Genomic DNA, 18055 nt, shown 5'->3' with positions numbered 1-18055 from the left:
GGTGGCGTGGCACGGTTGCCGCGTCACCCCGGATTTTTGGTGCCGGCGGCTCGTCGGGCCCGGTTGCCCAGCTCTTCCAGGTAGGCGCGAAGCTCCGCCGGCTCGTGCACCTCGAACTCGCAGCCGAGCATCAGCAGCCGCGACGCCAACCACTCCAGGGTGTCGTTGTGCCCGCGCAGCTCACAGCTCCGCTCGTCGATCACGTGCACGTCCGCCGGTGCCGCACCGAGCCGTTGCACGACCTGTTCGGCGGGCAGGTGCACGGTGGCCCGTACCTCGTAGGTGGGGGCGAGGGAGTACATCCTGCTGGTGACGAACGCGGTCGGATCCTGGTCCGGTTCGCGGGGCGGCACCCGTACCCCGGTCGGTTGTGGATCGCGGATCCGGTCGACCCGGAAGAACCGCCAGTCGGCGCGGTTGTTGTCGTACGCCAGCAGGTACCAGCGCCGACCGGCCGCGACCAGCCGGTACGGCTCCACCAGCCGGTCGCCGCTGGTCCCGTCACCAGCCCGGTAGCCGAACCGTAGCCGCTCGTGGGCGGTGACCGTCCCGGCGATCACGGTCAGGGTCTGCGGGTCCACCCCCGGCCCGCTCCCTGTGATCATCGGTACGGTGGCCGCGCCGAGCGCACCGACCCGGTGCCGCAGCCGCGACGGCAGGACCTGGGTCACCTTGGTCAGCGCCCGTACGGATGCCTCCTCGATGCCGTCGATCGGGTTGCCGGCGGCGATCCGCAGGCCCACGGCGATGGCCACCGCCTCCTCGTCGTCCAGCAGCAGCGGCGGCATGGCCTTGCCCGCGACGAGCCGGTATCCCCCGGTCACGCCGAGACTCGCCTGCACGGGGTAACCCAGCTCGCGTAGCCGGTCGACGTCGCGCCGGACCGTACGCGGGCCGACCCGCAGCCGCTCGGCCAACTCGCTGCCGGGCCACTCGCGCGGGGTCTGCAACAGCGACAGCAGCCTGAGCAGCCGGCCGGGGGTGTCGGTCATGGGTCCAGTCTGCCCGACGAACGAGGCCGGAAGCTGACCTAGATCCCTTCTATTGTTTCTCCTCGTCAAGACGATCTATCGAGGAGCAACGATGAGCACCGAGATCCGCCCCTTCCGGATCGACATCCCGCAGGCCGACCTGGCGGACCTGGACGACCGGCTGTCGCGCGTTCGATGGCCCGCGCAGTTGCCCGGCGACGGGTGGCGTCGGGGCGTGCCGGTCGACTACCTGCGGGACCTGGCCGGCTACTGGCGCGACGGTTATGACTGGCGCCGGTCCGAGGCCCGGCTGAACGAGTTTCCCCAGTTCATGACCGAGATCGACGGTCAGGACATTCACTTCCTGCACGTCCGGTCCGAGGTTGCCGGGGCGCTGCCGCTGCTGCTCACGCACGGCTGGCCGAACTCCTTCGTGGAGTTCACCGAACTGATCGGCCGCCTCACCGACCCTGGCGCGTACGGTGGCGACCCGGCCGGGGCGTTCCACGTGGTCGTACCGTCGGTGCCCGGTTTCGGGTTCTCCGCGCCACCGCAGGCGACCGGCTTCACGGTGGCGCGGGTGGCGGGGATCTGGGTCGAGTTGATGCGCCCCCTCGGCTACGACCGTTACGGCACCCAGGGCGGCGACCTCGGCGCGTACGTCGCCCCCGAGGTGGCGAAACTCGCTCCGGACAACGTCGTCGGCGTGTACGTGATCAGCGGACTCGGTTTCCCGACCGAGGCCGACCTGCCGACGATGACCGACGACGAGCGGGCCGCGTACGCGGACCTCCAGACGCAGAACTGGGTGAACGGGGTGGACCACCACGCGCTGCTGCGCGCGGCACCGCAGACATTCGCGTACGGCTGGCAGGACTCCCCGGCGGCGGCGCTGGCCTGGATGATGCAGAAGTTCAAGGAGTTCGCCGTGACCGGTGAGCTTCCGGACCGGGTGATCGACCGCGACCTGCTCCTGACCAACGTGAGCCTCTACTGGTTCACCGGCAGCTTCGGCTCGTCCTCCTGGCCGATGTACGACGCCACCGGTTTTGCCTGGCCGGAGGGGCAGAAGGCGGTGCCGACCGGGGTCTACAGCGGACCGCCCGGCTTCCGTCGGCTCGCCGAGCGGGACAACACCATCGTGCACTGGCCGCAGGACAACCCCGCCGGCCACCACTTCGTCTGCATGGACCAGCCCGATCCGGTCGCCGCCGACCTCCGCCGCTTCTTCGCCGACCTCCGCTGACGTTCGACTGGTCCTTGCTCGTCCACGCTCGGACGGTCGCTCTCATCCACCTACCGAGGTGGTGGTAGCCGGCGAGGCATCGACGAAGTCACGCCGGATTGTGTCGAGCACGAGGTCCGCGCTCCCGAACGAGTCCTTCCCTCAACAACTGCTGACCACGGTGGGCGATGGTAGGCACCGAGGTGCCACAGGTTCTGGCTATCCGGGTCCAGCTAGCGCGTCCGTCAGCTTGGAGTGCGACCACGATTTGCCGGTCGAGATCATCTAAACCGGTGCTGTGTCTTCGCGGCGCCGCCATCAACTGATGATTCCACGCCGGGCTCACCCGCTGGCTAGGCGACGGTGGCGGGTTTCGGAGCCTGGCGCATGGCCGCGCCCCACAGTCGTGCCTCGGCCATCAGTCCCGCCATGGCGTCATCCTTTGCTGCGCCGTACCGTGCCCGACTGTCGGGGTTCAACTCTGCCGCCCGCATTTTCGCCGCCTCGTATCGGCGGGCAGCATCAGTGTCGGCCGCGATGAAGTCACGGAAGAGCCGGTTCTCGTCCGGCACTGGCGACATCATTCCGAATACGTGCAGGTGGTGGGTCCGCCTGCCGGCGGTGTCCTTGCAGAAGAACAAGTGCTCGCCGTCGTCGGCGAACACCAGTGGGCGGTAGACGTATCCAAGTCGATCGAGTGCCGCGTGATCGGCGATCACCTCACTGACATCTCGCACGACAGCGAGGATGTCGATGATCGGCTTGGCAGCCAACCCGGGGACGCTGGTAGACCCGATGTGCTCGATGCCCAGCGCAGCGGGCAGTGACTTCGCCAACAGCCCTCGCTCGACCTCGAATTGATCCGGCCACGCCGGGTCGTGGGCCACCACCTCGACTACGCGCGCGGCGTTCTCCATGTCCCCACGGTAGTGCCATGAACCTGCCGCACCATGATCAATCGCTCCCGAACCAGCCCGGTACGTCCAGCGGGAACATCTCCGACGGGGTGAGGGTGCGCAGGTCGGACTCGAACGCGCGGAGGCGGTCGGGGCCGAGCACGCTGGCCCAGCGGGCGCGGATCTCGTCGAAGATGCGTGCCGACCGGACGAGCGAGTCGACGCCGCGTTCGGTGAGGCGTACGACCTTGCGTCGGGCGTCGCGCGGATCGGACTCCCGTACGACGTAACCGAGGCGTTCCAACCCGTCGAGGGTCTTGCCGGCCGCCTGCTTGGAGACGCCGAGCCGGCGGCCGAGTTCGACTGCGGTGGTGCCATCGGGGCCGATCGCCTGGAAGACGAAGCCGTGCATGGGTCGCAGATCGGGGTGACCCTGCCGGGCAAGCTCGGCGTGCAACTCGTCGATCATGAGCCGAAAGCCCTGGAAAAGCCGCAGCGCCACCTCGTAACCGGGCATCTCCGGGCTTGTCGAGGCGGGCATCTCAGCCGGCGTCTCGGTCCGGTACTCACTTGACACGATCGACAACCTGGTTAACTATTCCGACAACCACGTTGTCTAATCTAGGGGATCCCGCGATGCCTGTCATCCGCCACGCCGAGAGCCGCCGTACCGAAACCCCGAACGCGATCATGACCACGCTCGCCTCGCCCACCCAGGGCGGTGCCGGCCAGCTCGTCTGGCGGGTCGACATGGGTGCCGGCCAGGCCGGTCCGCTGCACGGCATCGACACCGAGCAGGTCTGGACCGTCCTGACCGGCGCCGCCACCGTCGAGTTGGCCGATGAGGGGTACGCCATCGAGCCCGGCGACACCCTCGTCATCCCCGCCGACGTTCCGCGCCGGATCACCGCAGCTCCGGACGGGTTCACCGCCGTTGTGGTGGCACCGGTCGGGATGCGGGCGTACCGGCTCGACGCCGGGGTGGTGGCGCGCGACTGCGCCGTACCGGACGGCGACAAGGTCATACCGGCCTGGGTGGTCTGATTCGGCGGTGCCGCGGTCAGACCGAGCGCAGGCGTCGGCGTACCGGTGGGTCGTCTATCCAACCGATAAAGCGTGCCTGCGCCCGCTCGGCCGTCAGGTCGTCCAGGTCGGCGGTTGCCTTGTCCCGGAAGTGGCGCATGAAAGCGGCGAGCCGCTCCCGGTCGTTGCGGTAAAGGGACCACATGCGTCGACGGAAGACCTGGCACGGCCACTCCTCGCCGTCGTCCCGACAGCGCCAGTCGGCGCCGGGCCGGTGCGGGGCACCGAAGGCGGCGCCCTCGTCGTCGGTCACGTTTTCTCCTGACTCTGGTCTGTTCACACCCGTGCCCCCATCCGGTCGGCGAGCGCGGCAAGCAGGGCGGGCGGAGAACCTTTGGTACGCCGGAGAATGCCCGTCATCACGGCGTGCGCAGCCGGACGGGAGCGGATCTCCGCCGGGGCGAGATGCTCCGCCTCGCCCAGCACCTCCCCGGCCCGATCGAGTTCCCCGGTGTGGGCGAGCGCGCGGGCGAGGTCGAGCAGGTGCTGCGCCCGGCGCTCGGGGACCAGCGCGGACAGCCGGCCCCGATCGAGCTGGTCGTGGGCCGCGATCGCCTGCCGGCCCTCGCCCAGCTCGACGGCTGCCGCCGCACGATGCAACTCGACGTTGGTGGGGCCGAAACTGGTCCGGTAGTGGTCCGCGTCCACACCCAGCGCGGTCGCGGCAACCCGAGCCTCCGCGATCAGTTCGCGGACGCTGGTGCTGTCGCGCAGATGTGCTGCCGCCATCGCGCCCTGGAGCAGCAGCACGCCGTAGACCGACAGTCGTGCCGGGCTGGTGTCGTTGACGTCGCCCGGAGCGAGCCGGTGCGCCATCGCCACGTTCGCCTCGAACGCTGCCCGAGCGTGTCCCATCCCGAGCAGCGCGTTGGCGACCCTGGTGGTGGACGTCCCGGCGAGCAGGTCGTCACCGCACCGCACGGACGCCCCGAGGGCCCGATCGGCCGCCAGGTGGGCAAGGTCGTACTCACCGAGTTTCCGCAGCGTGGAGGAGGCGACCTGGTAGACCTGCGCGAGCAGGCCGGTCGCCTGTTCAGCGGCGTCACCGGTGTGGTGGTCGGCGGCGGACTGGGCGGCGCGGAGCAGGGCGGGCAGCGCCTGGGCGAGGACGTCGTACCGGGCGTACTGGAAGCTCGTCCACGCGTGCTCGGTCGCCTGACGCAGGTTGCCCAGGTCCGGCCGGCGCGGGTGGCTGAGCCGCGACGCCAGCGCCGATCTACCCAACGCGTCGCGCAGCGCGCCGATCTCGCAATGATCCGCATAAGCACGTGGCGGGCGGGCGTCCGGACTGCGGCCGAGCAACATCGAAATGTCGATCTCCAGCGCGTCCGCGACCTCGGAGATTGTCGAGAACTTGTCCAGCCGGCGGGCACCCGACTCGACCTTCTCCATCCAACTCTTCGACATTCCGACCCTGTCTGCCAGAACCTGGAGCGTCAGCTTCCGGCGGTTGCGCCAGTACGCCACTCGCCGCCCGATGGGTAATTCCTCCATCGTCAGTCGGTGGAATCGGGCCGGGCTCGACCGGACACACCGACCGCGAAGGGTTCCGACGGCCCGAGTTCCGACCGGGCTGGCCACCGTCCACCGTTGCGGGCCCGCTGCCGACTTTCGCGTACGGGTGGCAGATCGGTCGTCATCTCGCGTGGCGCAGGGGCGACCTGCCCGGATGCGCTCGGCTCATGGTCGTCCTCATACATGAGGCGGCTCCTCTCTTGAGTGGAAGGGGCCGCCCCGGTGGTCGTGGGGGAGACGGCGGGGCGGCCCCACAGTTCCGCCCGGGTCATTGCCGTAACTCCGAGCGGTCCCGCTGATGACACTCTGCTGTGGATACCGCTACGTTCGGAACGCAGATTCACCTAACAGGGAGCTGGCGGCACAGGTGTTGCCCATCGAGCCGGGCCGGCTGAGAAATCCGGGAAGGAACGAGGAACACGTGGGAATTTCACCTTCTGAATACCTGCTGCGCGAACTGCGCCGCCGACGCAAGGCCGCCGGCCTCACGCAGATCGAGCTGGGTAAGCGAACCTTTTGTTCGGACACGGTGATCTCCGGTATCGAGACCGGCACCAAGCCCGTGACCGTGGAGCACCTGGAGTTGGTCGACACGGCGCTGGAGACCGGCGGCTATTTCGAGACCCTCTGGGAGGAGATGGTCAAGGACGATGCCGCACCTGTGTGGTTGCGCGAGTGGATCGAGATCGAACGGGCCGCCGCCTCACTGCTGTGGTTCGAGCCGGCGTGGATTCCCGGCCTCCTGCAAACCGAGGCGTACGCGCGGGCGACCCTGGCCGGGGAGTCGCTGACTTCCGAAGAGTTGGACCGACTGGTCGCGTCGCGGATTGGTCGGCAGGCCGTGCTCACACAGGAGCGACCGCCTCTGCTCGTTGCAGTCTTCGACCAAGCCGTCATCCAGCGGCTTGCTGTCCAGACCAACCCACTCATGACGGAGCAGATTGACTATCTGGTGACCTGCGCGGAGATGCCGAACGTCCAGGTGCACGTAGTGCCCGGCAACGTCGGAATGTATCCGGGGTTCGGTGGGCCGTTCATCATCGCCGAGACGCGGGAGGGCGCGCGGGTCGCGCACGCCGACAGTCAGCTGCCGGCGCAGATCACGGACAAGCCCACCGTGATTGCTACGCTCGCTAGTAGGTGGGAGCGGATCCGGAACTATGCGCTCCCGGGTGACCAATCCCTCGATTTGATCAAGAAAGCGGCGACATCATGGACGTGACCGGCGCGCGGTGGCGGAAGAGCACGCGCAGTGGGAACAACGGTGGGTCCTGTGTGGAGGTTGCCGACAACCTTCCGGGGCGGGTGCTGGTCCGGGACACCAAGGATCGTGACGGCGGCACCCTGAGCTTCGCCCCGGACGCGTGGCGCGCCTTCGTCAGCCTCGCCAAGCAGAACTGACTCTTGGACACACCGTTGGTCTGGAGGACACGGGTATGGACATGAGCGGAGCACGGTGGCGGAAGAGCACGCGTAGTAGCAACAACGGTGGCGCCTGTGTGGAGGTTGCCGACAACCTTCCGGGGCGGGTGCTGGTCCGGGACACCAAGGATCGTGACGGCGGCACGCTGAGCTTCGCCCCGGACGCGTGGCGCGCCTTCGTCAGCCTCGCCAAGCAACACTGACTAACTTCACCCATCGCCCTCCGTGCCCGAATCGGCGCGGAGGGCGATGCTGTGTCCCCGCCGTACTGCCCCTCCTGGTGACCTCGGCCGTTGATCATGAAGTTAGCGACCGGAAATCAGCCAAATCTCGTCGCTAACTTCATGATCAACGACTAATGTGGGGGCCTTTCGTCGCCGATGGCTCCAGGAACTCGACGCGTACGGATGCCACGCACTGTTCCTTGTCGGCGTGGAAGCGTACGACGTGGGGTTGGTGTTCGTGTGACTCGAACGCTTCGCGGTCGCGGTAGACCTCGTAGAAGACTCGGGCGAGCGGCTCGTTTTCGACTCGGTGGGTGGCGTAGACGAGGGTGCCGGGCTCGTGGGTCTCGATGAGGGGCAGGGTTTCCGAGGTCAGCCGGTCGAACTCCGTCGCAGCCGCGTCGTCGCGGAGGTCGAACCGAACCACCAGTGCAAACATCCACCCCTCCTCGGGTACGCCGCGTTGATCCGCGCCACCGTACCCGAGGGTGCGGTGCCGGGATCCGATCCATCGCCCTCCGGTGCGTTGGCGGTGGCACGGAGGGCGATCAGTCGCGTTACGGGAGTTGGCCGGGGTGGTCGACGATCGCGGTCCGCAGTCTGGCGGTGCTCAGGTACAGCGACTCCTTGCCGTCGCGGACCAGCATCATGCGGGTGCCGAGGTAGGCGTACGTCTCGCGGTCGAAGATGACGTCGTCCGTCGCGCCGAAGACGCCCGGCGTACGCAGCGCTATCCCGTGCCGACCTGCGGCGTCCTTCACACCGCCGGGGACCACCACGGCACCCGGTACCCGTGCCATCGCCTCGAACAGTGCGCCCATCGACTCCGGCGGCAGGTAGCCGTCGAGAAACCAGCTTGCCGTGGTGAACGGCGCGGTGGGCTCGGCCGCGATGGCCGCCTCGTCCGCGCCGGCCGGCAGGTTGAGGTCCGGAGGGTTGTCCCGCAGGTAACGCAGCATCCCGTCAGGATCGGTCGGCAGTCCGGTCAGGTAGCCGGCGGGCCGGGGCGTGTCCGCCCGCGGCGGGGCTTTCTGCCATGCGTCCGGTTCGGACTCCGGCCGCCGACGCGCCTGCCATTGGTCGCCGTCGCCCGCCGTCACCCATCGCTGGAACCGGTAGGTGTGGTAAGGCCCGCTCATCGGCTCCTCACGGTAGGTGGCCAGATATTCCGTGAAGACGTACTGGTCGGGCCGGGCGGTGAGTGCGGGTTGCTGGCGTGCGGTCAGGGCCGCGTCGTGCAGGACCTGCGCGGCGCTCGCCTCGGCCGGCAGGTCGTCCGCCCTGATCACCTGCACCACCAGGACGCCGGCGGCGAGCACCCCGGCCACCCCCGCCGCGACGGCGAGCCGCCAGACGGGTACGCGAGACCGCCGAGCCCCCCGACCGACGGTGTCGGGCGAGGACAGTGCGCCGGACCGTTCGAGGTTTCGCGCCGTGATCTCGTCCTTCAACTCGACGAGCAGCCGCTCCTCGAAGGTGGACCGATCGGACCGGTCGGATCTGGTCGACGTCATGATCGTCTCCTCACGAGAAAGCGGGATCGGGGTGGGCGAGCAGGAGGCGTACCGTCCGGCGTGCGCGGTGCAGCCGTACCCGGGCGGCGATCGGGGAGATCCCCAACGCCTGGGCGGCCTCGGCGACGGAAAGACCGTCGACGGCGACGAGTTCGAGCAGCGCCCTGGTCTGTTCCGGCAGCCCGCCCAGCGCCTCGTACGTCCGGCGGGCCACCGCCTCGGCGTCGATCCGCTCCTCGATCCGCGCGATGTCGTCGGGGTCCAGCAGTCGCCGCCCGGCGACCCGTCCGCTCGCCTGGTGCTGGCGCAACGACCGCCGCCGCTCGGCGGCGATCACGTTGCGGGCCACCCCGAAGAGCCAGCCGAGCGGGCTGCCCCGGTCGGCGCGGTAGCCCGCCGCCGAGTGGATCACCGCGAGGAAGACCTCGGCGGTCAGATCGGCGGCGGTGTGGGGGTCGTCGACCCTCCGGGCGACGAACCGGCCGACGATGTCGATGTGCGCCCGGTAGAAGATCTCGAACGCCGCCGGATCGTGCCCGATCGTGGTCAGGTCGCCCTCCTGCGTGCCGGAGTCGTTCACAAGTCCGTCCTCCTGGTTGCCGTTGCACCCCTTCCTTGGCTCGGCGCGCGTGTGGCGTTACATCGTCGCTCGAAGGTGCTGGTCAGGCGGTCAGGGTCCGGTGCAGGCGGTAGCGCTTGACGCTCACCTGCCGTACGCCCTCCATGGTCCGGACGCGGTCCCACAATGGCCCCTTCGAGATGGCGTTGCCGTTGGCCGCCAGGGCTTCCAGGTGTGCCTCGGGGCTCGTCCACTCGGCGTAGTTCAACACGTGGGTGCCGTCGTCGCTGATGTGGAAGAAGGCTCCGATGCCACCGGCGGGCAGGTTCCCGTCCGCGTCGAGCGCCTCGAACACCGCGTCGATCCAGACCCGCGAGCGTTCGAGACTGTCGGTGTCGACCCGCACCGCCACCACCGCGCCCGTGACCCGGCCGTCGTCGGCCCGGTTGCCCCGGTAGATCCGGTACCGGGCCAGGTCACGCCGCTCGATGCCGGGCACGGCGGCGTCGATCCGGTCGACCCGGGCCGCCCGACCGTCGTGGGTGAACCGCTCGAACGCGGCCTCGTCCGCCCACTGGGAGTAGTGCCGGACCAACTCGCCGTCCGTGTCCAGGTAGATCGAGTACGACAGCAGTCCGGCCGGCCAGGGGGCGTCCTGCCAGGCGGCGACGATCGCATCCGCCGCTGCTCGCTGCCGGCCGGGTGTGCCGAGCACCCACTCGCTCGACAGGGCAACACCCACATCGGTACGGGTGAGGTCGGGAAGCTGTTCGGTGACGCGCATGGTCGGCTCCTTCGGAGGTGTGGGTACGGAGTCGACGCTAGAACCCCAACAAACGTTGAGGTCAACAGTTCCGCGGCGCAGATCCTGAATTTCCCCTGTCGGGGATGGGGTCCGGGTCCGGCACCCCGGTCAGGTCGGGCAACCGGCGATGACCTCGTCGCCCGCCCCCATGACCAGCCAGCCGACGATGGCGGACAGCAGGCACACGCTGACGGCGATCGCCCGTACACGGTGGCCGAACGCCCAGATGACGGCGTCGATGAGGCCGGTGATCCTGCCCCGCGAGACGAACATCAGGAACAGGGCCAGGGCGAGGCCGAGCAGCGCCGCCGGCATCATGAGGAGATAACCGACCGAGTGTTGGAGTGCGGCGAGGTCGCACCGAGACAGCGACGTCACGGACCGGGCGGGCTGTTCCGACGTACGGACCAGGTCCACCGCCCCGCAGCCGTCTCCCGGAATTCTTCCGCTGATCCGGTCCGGGCTGCCCTCGGTGAACGTGGCGTCGAGCGAGACCATTCCGTAGTCGGGTGGTTGGTTCGTCCACTCGTGCGGATCCAGTACGAGTCGCGGCGGTGAATAGCTCCCGCGCATCTCGAAGGATCCGTCCGCCACACCGGGATTGCGGGAGACCGGGTAGAAGTGGAACGTGGCCGTCACCGCACCACTGCCGTTGTCGGACACGGTGAGCGTCAGTCCGGTCGGCCCCTGCTGGCAGACGTACTCGCCCTCCCAGGTGCCGGCCACTTCGGAGTCCACGGCCGACGCGGGTGCCGCCACGGCAGGCGACTGCGCGACGACGAGAGCGGCGAACCCCGCCGCCAACATCAGACCCACCAACCGTACGGGGAGCGGGCAGCGCCGAAGCCTTGTCGGACGCGCGCCGGTCGACGGGATCGAAGACATGATCTGCTCCCGTATCTGCTTCCGGAATTGTGGGTGAGGGCATTTGGCGAGCCCAGTATGTGTTCGGGGGCGGGGGACCCGTCCCGGTCGCGCGGTCAGTGATTCGCGCCGATGTGTAACCGGCCGTGGATGATCGTTCGTCCGACATCACTGGACGAGGGCGCGGCACCCGCTTGGTGCACGCGTTCGGGTATGTACGGGCAATCCCCCGTACCGGATGGGACCCGGCTGCCGGTCGTTGGAACCGGCGGGCCTCACCCGTCGAGCCGTAGACCTTCCGGTTGTGGTCGGTGACACACTGTGCCGATGATGGTGACTACCCTGCGGCGATCGGTGACATTCAGCCGCGCCACGATCGGCGCTCTACTGGCGCTGCTCCTGCTCGGATTCACCGTCTTCTACGGGCTGCGTGAGGCCGGATCACCCGGAGGCGGGGGTCCGACCGTGAGCGGCTACCTCGAAGCGTCCACTCTCAGCGGTAAGGCACAGATCACCATCGGGGTCTATGTCGACCGGCCACTGTTGGGCTACCGGGAATCGACGGGGGAACTGACCGGATTCGACGTTGAGATCGCCAGATATCTGGCGCACTCGCTCGGTTTCGCGGACGACCAGATCGTGTTCTCGCCGGTGACTCCCGAGGAGCGGGCCATCGCCCTGGCTACGGGCAAGGTCGACCTGGTCGTGGCGGAGTTCGCGATCACCGAGGAGCGCCAGAAGGCGGTACGGTTCGCCGCCCCCTACCTGGTCGCCACCCAGGAGGCGTTGGTGCCCAGTGCCCTCGCGGACGACGTACGCGAACTCGGGGACCTGCGGGGACGGCGGGTCTGCGTGACCGGCGGCTCGACCAGCGAGTCGCAACTGCAACGCCTCGACATACCCGTTGCGACCCGCGGCACCACGCAGAGCTGTGTCGACGGGTTGACGAACGGTCAGTTCGACGCCTTCGTCGCCTCCAGCGTCCTGCTCGCCAGCGTCCGGTACGGGTCGGAGGACAAACTCAGCCTGGTCGACCTGCCGCTGGACACCACCGAACTGCTCGGCATCGGCCTCCCTCTCGGGGACATCCATCTCCAGGCGCTGATCGAGCACTTCCTACAGAGCAGCTACCTGAAACGGCAGAACAGCCCCTGGCAGGTCGCGTACGACCGGACGCTGGGCCGCGCCGGCCTGGTGGCGACCCAGCCCTCCGTCATGTCCAGCGTCAACCTCTACGACGACCTCGACCCGCAGGCGCTGGCCGGGAGCCGATCGCCGCACCGAGTGCCCCGGCACGCCTCGGTACCCCCGGCCCGGCAGAGCACCCGCCGCCGGTCCCGGCTGCCCCGGCAACGCCGGGCGGTTCCCCGGCAACGCCGAACCGTGCTCCGGCTGGTGCCGCGCGACCGGGCAACCCGGCCGACGCCGAGCGACCCGCCCACGGACAACCGGCCGGGTGGTACGCCGACGCGCGGCTTCGACTGGCAGGGCCCGTGGCCGCTGATCGTCGGTATCCCCGTGACGGTCTCCGCGCTGCACGTGTGGATCCAGAGCGGCGGCAACATGCAGCTCACCCTGCTGATGTTGCAGAACATCAACCCGGTCAGCTTCTTCACCACGATGGTCTTCGCCGCGCTCTGGCAACTCGCCATGGTGCCGGTGCTGATCCTGGCGGTGGGCAGCCTGATCCTGCGCAGCGCCGACAGCCCGGCCGACGAGGAGGCCCTCGCCGCCCGGTACGCCTTCGCCCGGTGGACCCGGCGCATCCCGAACTACGTACGGTGGATCAGTTTCGCGCTCGCCGCCATCAGTTGGCCGGTGATGTACCTGGCCTGGTGCGCGCTCGCCCTGCACAGCGTCGCGTTGGGTCCGACCCGCGAGGACCGGCCGGCCCGGCACCGGGTGCTCGTGTCCGGCGCGGCGGTGGTGGCGCTGATCCTGCTCGCCCCCACGCTCATCTCCGCCCTGCTGCTCGGCGAGGCGTTCCCGATCGTGGTCCTCGCCGCCCCGCTGCTGCTGCTCGCGTTCGGTGTCGGACGGCCGATCCAGCGTACGGCCGTGCCCCTGTTCGCCCGGGGTGCGGCTCTGCTCGCACTCGCGCTGGCAGTGATCGGTCTGCACGGCATCGTCACCACACCGATCCTGCCGCTGAGCGTGGTCGCCGTCGCCCAGCCCGGCCAGGACGCGCAGGAGCGTCTGGTCGGCGGGCACATCCTGGGGGTCGACGAGCGGTACACGATGGTCCTGCCGAAGCGGGGTGGCATCGAGATGCTCAGCAACGACCAGATCCGGTCGCAGCTCACCTGCCTCCGGGTCGAACGGGAACGGTACGACCTCACCCTGCTCACCGTGTTCCTGGACCAGTCCCTGCTGGACCGGCTCGCCCGCGACCAACGGCCGGCTCTGACCTCCGACCCCGGCTGCCGCCCGGTGCTCCGCTGACCCGACACCCGCCCGTCGTGTACGAGGACCGGTCCCGGCTCCGGTTGCCGCCGGATGTCGGTGGCTGGCAAGCTCCACCGATGGATTCGATCCGGCTGCACGAGCTGACCCCGGGCAAGTTCTCCCTGTCGCTGGACGCCGGCTCCACCGACGTGGACGACCTGATCGCGGAGCTGGGTCACGAACCCAACGGGTACTTCTGGGAAGGCGTGGCCCAACTGCTGGTCAGCAACGAGGCACCGGCGCTCGGCGGGCGTTTCGCGTACGACCCGGAGGGCAGCATGTTCGTCGCCTACGGTACGGACCGGGCCGCGCTGGAGGAGTTGGCGATCCGGATGACCGCCGTGGCGACGGATCCCGAGCGCATGCGGCAGTTGGTCGCCGACGCCGAGGCGAACGGATTCGAGTTCGACGACTGACCAGGGTTTCGGGGCCACTCCCGTAACCGTCCGGCTCCTATCCTCATCTCGTGGACCTGGAGTTCAGAGGCGAGCTGTGGTTCTGGAAGGGCCCGTCGCCGTGGCACTTCGTCACCGTGCCGGAGCAGGAGTGCGGTGCGCTGGAAGCGGCCTCGGCGCTGGTGACGTACGGCTGGGGCATGATCCCGGTCTCGGCTCGGATCGGCGCGACCGGCTGGCGGACGTCGCTGTTCCCGAAGGACGGGCGTTACCTCGTGCCGATCAAGGCGTGGGTACGCAAGGCCGAAGCGATCGAGTTGGGCGACGTGGTGACCGTACGCCTCGCCGTTGACGTCTGAGCCGGGTCCCGTCGGGGTACGAATCCGTCAACGCCCGATAGGGTCCGAGCGGTTCGGTGGGTCCAGGGAAGGGGTCGGGGTCTTGCACCTGCACGTGGGATGCGCGATGTGGAGTCTCAAGTCATGGCAGGGGCGCGTCCTGCCGCATCCACTTCCGTCCCACGAGCGCCTGCGGCACTACGCGAGCTGGTGCAACGCGGTCGAGGGGAACACCACCTTCTACGCGACTCCGGCCAGGGACACCGTGGTCACCTGGGCGCAGCAGACCGATCCCGACTTCCGGTTCGTACTCAAGCTGCCGAAACCCATCACGCACGAACGGCGCCTGACCGACGTCGACGAACCGCTCCGGATCTTCCTGGACGCGATCGAGCCACTCGGTCCGCGTACCCATGCGCTGTGGATCCAGTTGCCGGGATCGTTCGGTCCCACCGAGGTCCCCACCCTCGCGAGCTTCCTGCGCCGGCTTCCCGAGACCCACCGGTACGCCGTAGAGGTCCGCCACCCCGCGTTCTTCGACGACCCCCGTTCGGCGCGGCTGCTCGAAGGGGTGCTTGCCGAGACGGCCACGGAATGGATCCCGTTCGACACCACCGCCTTCTTCCGGAGTCCGCCGACCAGCGACGCGGAACGGGACGCGTGGACGAAGAAACCGCGGTTGCCGCTGCGTACCCACGCGCTGACCGACCGGCCGATCGTCCGTTACCTGGGCCGGGACGCCGAGGTGCGGACGGTCGAGGGGTGGCAGCCCTGGGTCGGGATCGTCGCCGGTTGGCTGCGCGAGGGGCGCTCGCCGACCATGTTCATCCACACCCCGGACAACGCCGACGCGCCCCTGCTCGCCCGTCGCTTCCACGACGAGGTACGGGCGCGGGTACCCGAACTGGCGGCGCTTCCCGAGCCGATCCCGGCCGAGCCGCTGACTCTCTTCTGACCGCGCCCGAGGGCACCGTCACCTCCGGTCGGCGCAGGCGACACAGGTACGGGCCGAGGGGCGTACGGCAAGCCGCTCGGCGGGAATCGGACGCCCGCATCCCTCGCACACCCCGTACGTGCCGGCGTCGAGCCGTTGTAACGCGACGTCGAGTTCGGCGATCTGCCGGCGCGCCGCGTCCATTACGGCGGTGAGCTGGGCCCGTTCGAACGCGATGGTGGAGCCCTCGGGGTCGTGCTCGTCATCGGCGTTGGACGACCGGGACGCCTCGAACAGGCTCCGCAGGTCGCCGTCCAGCGCTGTGGCCTGGGCCTCGGCCTGCTGACGTAGTCGCAGCAGTGCCGCACGGATCGGTGCGTTTTCCCTGCTCATGGCGCTTCCATCAGTTGAGCGTACGGCGTGGCAGATGGGTGACCGCCGCGTGCACCGTGATGCCGATCGCACTTCCGGCGAGTACCGCCACGAGCGCCGCCCACCCGGTCCCGAGGGAACCCGTGAGCAGCGCCTCGACACCCTGACGGTGGAGGGCATGGCTTCTATTGACCCACGGAGGGTCACCCCCGGCCGAGTGCGCAACGTCGAAGACGGAACGCGACCGGTTCGGCACATAGAGTGCTGCGCATGGCATCCACCGGCAGCGCCGTGGTGGTCGGCGGGAGCATGGGCGGGCTGCTCGCGGCCCGCGCGCTCAGTGAGACGTACGCCAGGGTCGTGGTCATCGACCGGGACCGGTTGCCGGTCCAGCCGGCGAACCGGCGCGGGGTGCCGCAGGGCAGGCAGTTGCACGTCCTGCTGGCCCGTGGTCGGGAGGCGTTCGACGAGCTGTTCCCCGGCCTGACCGAGGAACTGCACTCGCGCAGCGCCCCGCTGGTCGACCTGCACGGGCAGGTGAACTGGTACAACGACGGTTACCTGATGCGCCGCAAACCGTCCTCCCTGCACGCGGTCGGCATCGGACGGCCACTGCTGGAACATGCCGTACGGGCACGGGTGGCGGCACTGCCGGGCGTCGAGTTCCTCGCCACGACCGAGGTGCTGGGCATCACCGCCACCCCGGACCACAGCCGGATCACCGGCGTACGGGTGCTGCCGCACGGGGCCGGGGAGGACGAGGCGTACACGATCGACGCCGACCTGGTGGTGGACGCCGGCGGACGCGCCTCCCGTACGCCGGTCTGGTTGGCGGGGCTCGGCTACCCGCCCCCGGCCGAAGACCAGGTACGCGTCGACGTCACCTATGTGACGCGCACCTACCGGCGGGAACCGCACCACATCGACGGGCTGCTGGGGGTGCTGACGAACGCCGTACCGGGCAAGCCACGGTCGGCGATCATCGCCGTCCGGGAGGACAACCAGTTCGCGGTCGCCTTCGCCGGCATGCTCGGCGAGGAGCCGCCCACCGACGACGAGGGTCTGGCCGCGTACGCCGGGCAGCTCGTCGCACCGGAGTTCGCCGAGGTGCTCCGGGCCGCCGCCCCGACGGGCGAACCGGTCAAGATGCGTTTCCCGGCGAGCATCCGCAGACGGTACGAGCACCTGCGCCGGTTCCCCGACGGCTACCTGGTGGTCGCCGACGCCGTGTGCAGCTTCAACCCGATCTACGGCCAGGGCATGACCGTGGCGAGCCTGGAGGCGCTGCTGCTGCGCCAACTGCTCACCGGTGGGACGGACGACCTGGCCCGGCGGTTCTTCCGGGGCGCCGCCCGGCTGATCGACGCGCCCTGGTCGATCGCGGTCGGCACCGACCTGCGGTTCCCGGAGGTGGTCGGCCCGCGTACGGCGAAGGTGCGGTTCGTCAACGCGTACGTCCACCGGCTGCACCGGGCGGCCACCACCGACCCCGTACTCGGTGCCGCGTTCCTCCGGGTCCTGAACCTGATCGACCCGCCGACCAGCCTGCTGGCTCCGGGCATCGTGCTGCGGGTGCTACGCGGCGCGCTGCGGAGCCAACCATCGACCCGTCACGGAAGGATCACCGGAGGGTCCTTGGGGCAGATCTCGCCGTAGCCGGACGGCTCTTCGTTGTTGTAGTACGCGTCCTTGCACCAGTACGGCTCGGCCTGCGCCGGGGCCGGGGCGACGGTCACCGCCGCGAACGCGACCACCGTCGCGGCCAGCGTCCGCAGGATCGTTCGGGGTGCTGTGCTGCCGAACATTGTCGGTCTCTCCTCTGTAGGTGTGTTGCCGGGAAACTCGATGGATCGATCCGGCCGCGCCGGAAATGTGCTCCTGAGTGCGCGTACCCAGGATTCGGCGGGCGTGGCTGCGTAGCCTGGCCTGCGGAGGCGTACATGGGGTATCGGTTGTTGACCACGGTGATCCTGGTGGTGCATTTCGGCTTTCTGGCCTACCTGCTGCTCGGCGGGTTCGTGGCCTGGCACTGGCGCTGGACGATCTGGCCGCACCTGGCCGCCGCGGTCTGGGGGGTGACGGTCGTCGTGGGCAAGCTGGTCTGCCCGCTGACCTACGCCGAGCACTGGTCGAGACGTCAGGCGGGCGAGGTCGGCGCCGCGACCACCCAGGGCTTCATCGATCGGTACGTCGAGGGCGTGCTCTTCCCCGAACGTCTCACCGCCCTGGCCCAGGTCCTGCTCGCCCTTACGGTGTTCGCCTCCTGGACCGGGTTCTTCCTCCGCGGCCGACGCGTCCAGCGACCCTCGCTGCGCGCCTAGAGATCCGACCGTCGTGGCCGGATGCCGCGATGAGGGTCCTGCCATGCCACTCTCCCCCCCGGAGCGCTGAAACAGTTGCCCAACCATGGCGTGCGGACCTGGCACGGAACCTTGCGAGCGCCTTGAATCAGCCGGTCAACGGGGGGAGGACGGAACGGGGAGGACGGCTCGC

Annotated in this window: 24 protein-coding genes; 11 read left to right on the top strand and 13 right to left on the bottom strand. The window is 69.2% G+C overall.

From position 1 onward, the window contains the following. Nucleotides 1–23: 23 nt before the first annotated feature. Nucleotides 24–992, bottom strand: coding sequence for a helix-turn-helix transcriptional regulator (locus OIE47_RS05060; protein WP_326560321.1), 969 nt, complete (start codon nt 990–992; stop codon nt 24–26). Nucleotides 993–1083: 91 nt separating this feature from the next. Between OIE47_RS05060 and OIE47_RS05055 the strand changes: the two genes are divergently transcribed. Beyond that, on the top strand, nt 1084–2217 hold the full coding sequence (locus OIE47_RS05055) for an epoxide hydrolase family protein (RefSeq protein WP_326560320.1): 1134 nt from the start codon (nt 1084–1086) through the stop codon (nt 2215–2217). Nucleotides 2218–2305: 88 nt separating this feature from the next. Here OIE47_RS05055 and OIE47_RS37985 read toward each other — a convergent pair whose 3' ends face one another. The 3 genes from OIE47_RS37985 to OIE47_RS05045 are packed head-to-tail and all read right to left on the bottom strand — an operon-like array spanning nt 2306 to nt 3633. Further along, nucleotides 2306–2515, bottom strand: coding sequence for an AsnC family transcriptional regulator (locus OIE47_RS37985; RefSeq protein ID WP_442792051.1), 210 nt, complete (start codon nt 2513–2515; stop codon nt 2306–2308). 34 nt (nt 2516–2549) lie between these two features. Further along, nucleotides 2550–3113: a GrpB family protein gene (locus OIE47_RS05050; protein WP_326560319.1), complete on the bottom strand. Its 564-nt coding sequence runs from the start codon at nt 3111–3113 to the stop codon at nt 2550–2552. A 37-nt stretch (nt 3114–3150) separates the two neighbouring features. Then, nucleotides 3151–3633 carry a MarR family winged helix-turn-helix transcriptional regulator gene (locus OIE47_RS05045; protein ID WP_326560318.1) on the bottom strand — a complete coding sequence of 161 codons (483 nt, stop codon included), beginning with the start codon at nt 3631–3633 and terminating at the stop codon, nt 3151–3153. 95 nt (nt 3634–3728) lie between these two features. Here OIE47_RS05045 and OIE47_RS05040 point away from each other — a divergent pair, with 95 nt between their 5' ends. After that, nucleotides 3729–4136, top strand: a complete 408-nt coding sequence (locus OIE47_RS05040; RefSeq protein WP_326560317.1) for a cupin domain-containing protein — start codon at nt 3729–3731, stop codon at nt 4134–4136. 16 nt (nt 4137–4152) lie between these two features. Here OIE47_RS05040 and OIE47_RS05035 read toward each other — a convergent pair whose 3' ends face one another. Next, the gene (locus tag OIE47_RS05035; protein ID WP_326560316.1) at nt 4153–4428 is read right to left on the bottom strand and encodes a hypothetical protein; all 276 of its coding nucleotides are present in this window, start codon (nt 4426–4428) and stop codon (nt 4153–4155) included. A gap of 23 nt (nt 4429–4451) precedes the next feature. Continuing rightward, complete coding sequence (locus OIE47_RS05030) at nt 4452–5669, bottom strand: helix-turn-helix domain-containing protein (RefSeq protein ID WP_326560315.1); 1218 nt, start codon at nt 5667–5669, stop codon at nt 4452–4454. A 388-nt stretch (nt 5670–6057) separates the two neighbouring features. Here OIE47_RS05030 and OIE47_RS05025 point away from each other — a divergent pair, with 388 nt between their 5' ends. The 3 genes from OIE47_RS05025 to OIE47_RS05015 are packed head-to-tail and all read left to right on the top strand — an operon-like array spanning nt 6058 to nt 7315. Next, nucleotides 6058–6912, top strand: coding sequence for a helix-turn-helix domain-containing protein (locus OIE47_RS05025; protein ID WP_326560314.1), 855 nt, complete (start codon nt 6058–6060; stop codon nt 6910–6912). Continuing rightward, a complete protein-coding gene (locus OIE47_RS05020; RefSeq protein WP_326560313.1) occupies nt 6903–7091 on the top strand; it encodes a DUF397 domain-containing protein in 189 nt (62 codons plus the stop codon). Before OIE47_RS05025 ends, OIE47_RS05020 begins: the two co-directional genes overlap by 10 nt. Nucleotides 7092–7132: 41 nt before the next feature. Continuing rightward, nucleotides 7133–7315, top strand: a complete 183-nt coding sequence (locus OIE47_RS05015; protein ID WP_326560312.1) for a DUF397 domain-containing protein — start codon at nt 7133–7135, stop codon at nt 7313–7315. Nucleotides 7316–7460: 145 nt separating this feature from the next. On the opposite strand, the gene OIE47_RS05010 is transcribed toward OIE47_RS05015, so the two are convergent. The 5 genes from OIE47_RS05010 to OIE47_RS04990 form a co-directional block, all read right to left on the bottom strand. Then, entirely contained in the window at nt 7461–7775 is a 315-nt protein-coding gene (locus tag OIE47_RS05010; protein ID WP_326560311.1) for a putative quinol monooxygenase, read from the bottom strand. A 118-nt stretch (nt 7776–7893) separates the two neighbouring features. Further along, nucleotides 7894–8850, bottom strand: coding sequence for a CU044_5270 family protein (locus OIE47_RS05005; protein WP_326560310.1), 957 nt, complete (start codon nt 8848–8850; stop codon nt 7894–7896). A 10-nt stretch (nt 8851–8860) separates the two neighbouring features. Further along, entirely contained in the window at nt 8861–9430 is a 570-nt protein-coding gene (locus OIE47_RS05000; protein WP_326560309.1) for an RNA polymerase sigma factor, read from the bottom strand. An 82-nt stretch (nt 9431–9512) separates the two neighbouring features. Further along, nucleotides 9513–10193, bottom strand: a complete 681-nt coding sequence (locus tag OIE47_RS04995; protein ID WP_326560308.1) for a hypothetical protein — start codon at nt 10191–10193, stop codon at nt 9513–9515. 129 nt (nt 10194–10322) lie between these two features. Next, complete coding sequence (locus OIE47_RS04990; RefSeq protein ID WP_326560307.1) at nt 10323–11030, bottom strand: hypothetical protein; 708 nt, start codon at nt 11028–11030, stop codon at nt 10323–10325. 402 nt (nt 11031–11432) lie between these two features. Between OIE47_RS04990 and OIE47_RS04985 the strand changes: the two genes are divergently transcribed. The 4 genes from OIE47_RS04985 to OIE47_RS04970 all read left to right on the top strand — a co-directional run bounded on the left by OIE47_RS04985 (nt 11433) and on the right by OIE47_RS04970 (nt 15211). Continuing rightward, a complete protein-coding gene (locus OIE47_RS04985; RefSeq protein WP_326560306.1) occupies nt 11433–13520 on the top strand; it encodes a transporter substrate-binding domain-containing protein in 2088 nt (695 codons plus the stop codon). 80 nt (nt 13521–13600) lie between these two features. Then, nucleotides 13601–13939 (top strand): Imm51 family immunity protein, encoded by a 339-nt coding sequence (locus tag OIE47_RS04980; RefSeq protein ID WP_326560305.1) that lies wholly within the window; start codon nt 13601–13603, stop codon nt 13937–13939. A gap of 50 nt (nt 13940–13989) precedes the next feature. Next, complete coding sequence (locus tag OIE47_RS04975; RefSeq protein WP_326560304.1) at nt 13990–14277, top strand: DUF1905 domain-containing protein; 288 nt, start codon at nt 13990–13992, stop codon at nt 14275–14277. 106 nt (nt 14278–14383) lie between these two features. After that, a complete protein-coding gene (locus OIE47_RS04970; RefSeq protein ID WP_326560303.1) occupies nt 14384–15211 on the top strand; it encodes a DUF72 domain-containing protein in 828 nt (275 codons plus the stop codon). 18 nt (nt 15212–15229) lie between these two features. Here the strand turns inward: OIE47_RS04970 and OIE47_RS04965 are convergent, their stop codons facing one another. Beyond that, the gene (locus tag OIE47_RS04965) at nt 15230–15583 is read right to left on the bottom strand and encodes a TraR/DksA family transcriptional regulator (protein ID WP_326560302.1); all 354 of its coding nucleotides are present in this window, start codon (nt 15581–15583) and stop codon (nt 15230–15232) included. A gap of 249 nt (nt 15584–15832) precedes the next feature. Here OIE47_RS04965 and OIE47_RS04960 point away from each other — a divergent pair, with 249 nt between their 5' ends. Further along, nucleotides 15833–17218 (top strand): FAD-dependent oxidoreductase, encoded by a 1386-nt coding sequence (locus tag OIE47_RS04960; protein WP_326560301.1) that lies wholly within the window; start codon nt 15833–15835, stop codon nt 17216–17218. Here OIE47_RS04960 and OIE47_RS04955 read toward each other — a convergent pair. After that, the gene (locus OIE47_RS04955; protein ID WP_326560300.1) at nt 17173–17367 is read right to left on the bottom strand and encodes a hypothetical protein; all 195 of its coding nucleotides are present in this window, start codon (nt 17365–17367) and stop codon (nt 17173–17175) included. The genes OIE47_RS04960 and OIE47_RS04955 overlap by 46 nt on opposite strands. 135 nt (nt 17368–17502) lie before the next feature. On the opposite strand from OIE47_RS04955, the gene OIE47_RS04950 reads away from it, so the two are divergent. Continuing rightward, on the top strand, nt 17503–17883 hold the full coding sequence (locus OIE47_RS04950) for a DUF2784 domain-containing protein (RefSeq protein ID WP_326560299.1): 381 nt from the start codon (nt 17503–17505) through the stop codon (nt 17881–17883). The last annotated feature ends 172 nt before the right edge of the window (nt 17884–18055 follow it).

Origin of the sequence: Micromonospora sp. NBC_01796 (genome assembly GCF_035917455.1) — a bacterium.
Taxonomy (GTDB): domain Bacteria; phylum Actinomycetota; class Actinomycetes; order Mycobacteriales; family Micromonosporaceae; genus Micromonospora_G.
The sequence above is the reverse complement of the archived record's forward strand: the minus strand, read 5'-3'. Positions and strand labels throughout refer to the sequence as shown.

Excerpts from the sequence above, each read along its gene's own strand:
- OIE47_RS05015 (WP_326560312.1), top strand. The coding sequence starts at position 7,133 with ATGAGCGGAGCACGGTGGCGGAAGAGCACGCGTAGTAGCAACAACGGT.
- OIE47_RS05005 (WP_326560310.1), bottom strand. The coding sequence starts at position 8,850 with ATGACGTCGACCAGATCCGACCGGTCCGATCGGTCCACCTTCGAGGAG.
- OIE47_RS05050 (WP_326560319.1), bottom strand. The coding sequence starts at position 3,113 with ATGGAGAACGCCGCGCGCGTAGTCGAGGTGGTGGCCCACGACCCGGCG.
- OIE47_RS05020 (WP_326560313.1), top strand. The coding sequence starts at position 6,903 with ATGGACGTGACCGGCGCGCGGTGGCGGAAGAGCACGCGCAGTGGGAAC.
- OIE47_RS04950 (WP_326560299.1), top strand. The coding sequence starts at position 17,503 with ATGGGGTATCGGTTGTTGACCACGGTGATCCTGGTGGTGCATTTCGGC.
- OIE47_RS04980 (WP_326560305.1), top strand. The coding sequence starts at position 13,601 with ATGGATTCGATCCGGCTGCACGAGCTGACCCCGGGCAAGTTCTCCCTG.
- OIE47_RS04970 (WP_326560303.1), top strand. The coding sequence starts at position 14,384 with ATGTGGAGTCTCAAGTCATGGCAGGGGCGCGTCCTGCCGCATCCACTT.
- OIE47_RS04965 (WP_326560302.1), bottom strand. The coding sequence starts at position 15,583 with ATGAGCAGGGAAAACGCACCGATCCGTGCGGCACTGCTGCGACTACGT.
- OIE47_RS05030 (WP_326560315.1), bottom strand. The coding sequence starts at position 5,669 with ATGGAGGAATTACCCATCGGGCGGCGAGTGGCGTACTGGCGCAACCGC.
- OIE47_RS37985 (WP_442792051.1), bottom strand. The coding sequence starts at position 2,515 with ATGGCGGCGCCGCGAAGACACAGCACCGGTTTAGATGATCTCGACCGG.
- OIE47_RS05060 (WP_326560321.1), bottom strand. The coding sequence starts at position 992 with ATGACCGACACCCCCGGCCGGCTGCTCAGGCTGCTGTCGCTGTTGCAG.
- OIE47_RS05040 (WP_326560317.1), top strand. The coding sequence starts at position 3,729 with ATGCCTGTCATCCGCCACGCCGAGAGCCGCCGTACCGAAACCCCGAAC.
- OIE47_RS05045 (WP_326560318.1), bottom strand. The coding sequence starts at position 3,633 with ATGCCCGCCTCGACAAGCCCGGAGATGCCCGGTTACGAGGTGGCGCTG.
- OIE47_RS05010 (WP_326560311.1), bottom strand. The coding sequence starts at position 7,775 with ATGTTTGCACTGGTGGTTCGGTTCGACCTCCGCGACGACGCGGCTGCG.
- OIE47_RS04955 (WP_326560300.1), bottom strand. The coding sequence starts at position 17,367 with ATGTTCGGCAGCACAGCACCCCGAACGATCCTGCGGACGCTGGCCGCG.
- OIE47_RS05055 (WP_326560320.1), top strand. The coding sequence starts at position 1,084 with ATGAGCACCGAGATCCGCCCCTTCCGGATCGACATCCCGCAGGCCGAC.
- OIE47_RS04960 (WP_326560301.1), top strand. The coding sequence starts at position 15,833 with ATGGCATCCACCGGCAGCGCCGTGGTGGTCGGCGGGAGCATGGGCGGG.
- OIE47_RS04995 (WP_326560308.1), bottom strand. The coding sequence starts at position 10,193 with ATGCGCGTCACCGAACAGCTTCCCGACCTCACCCGTACCGATGTGGGT.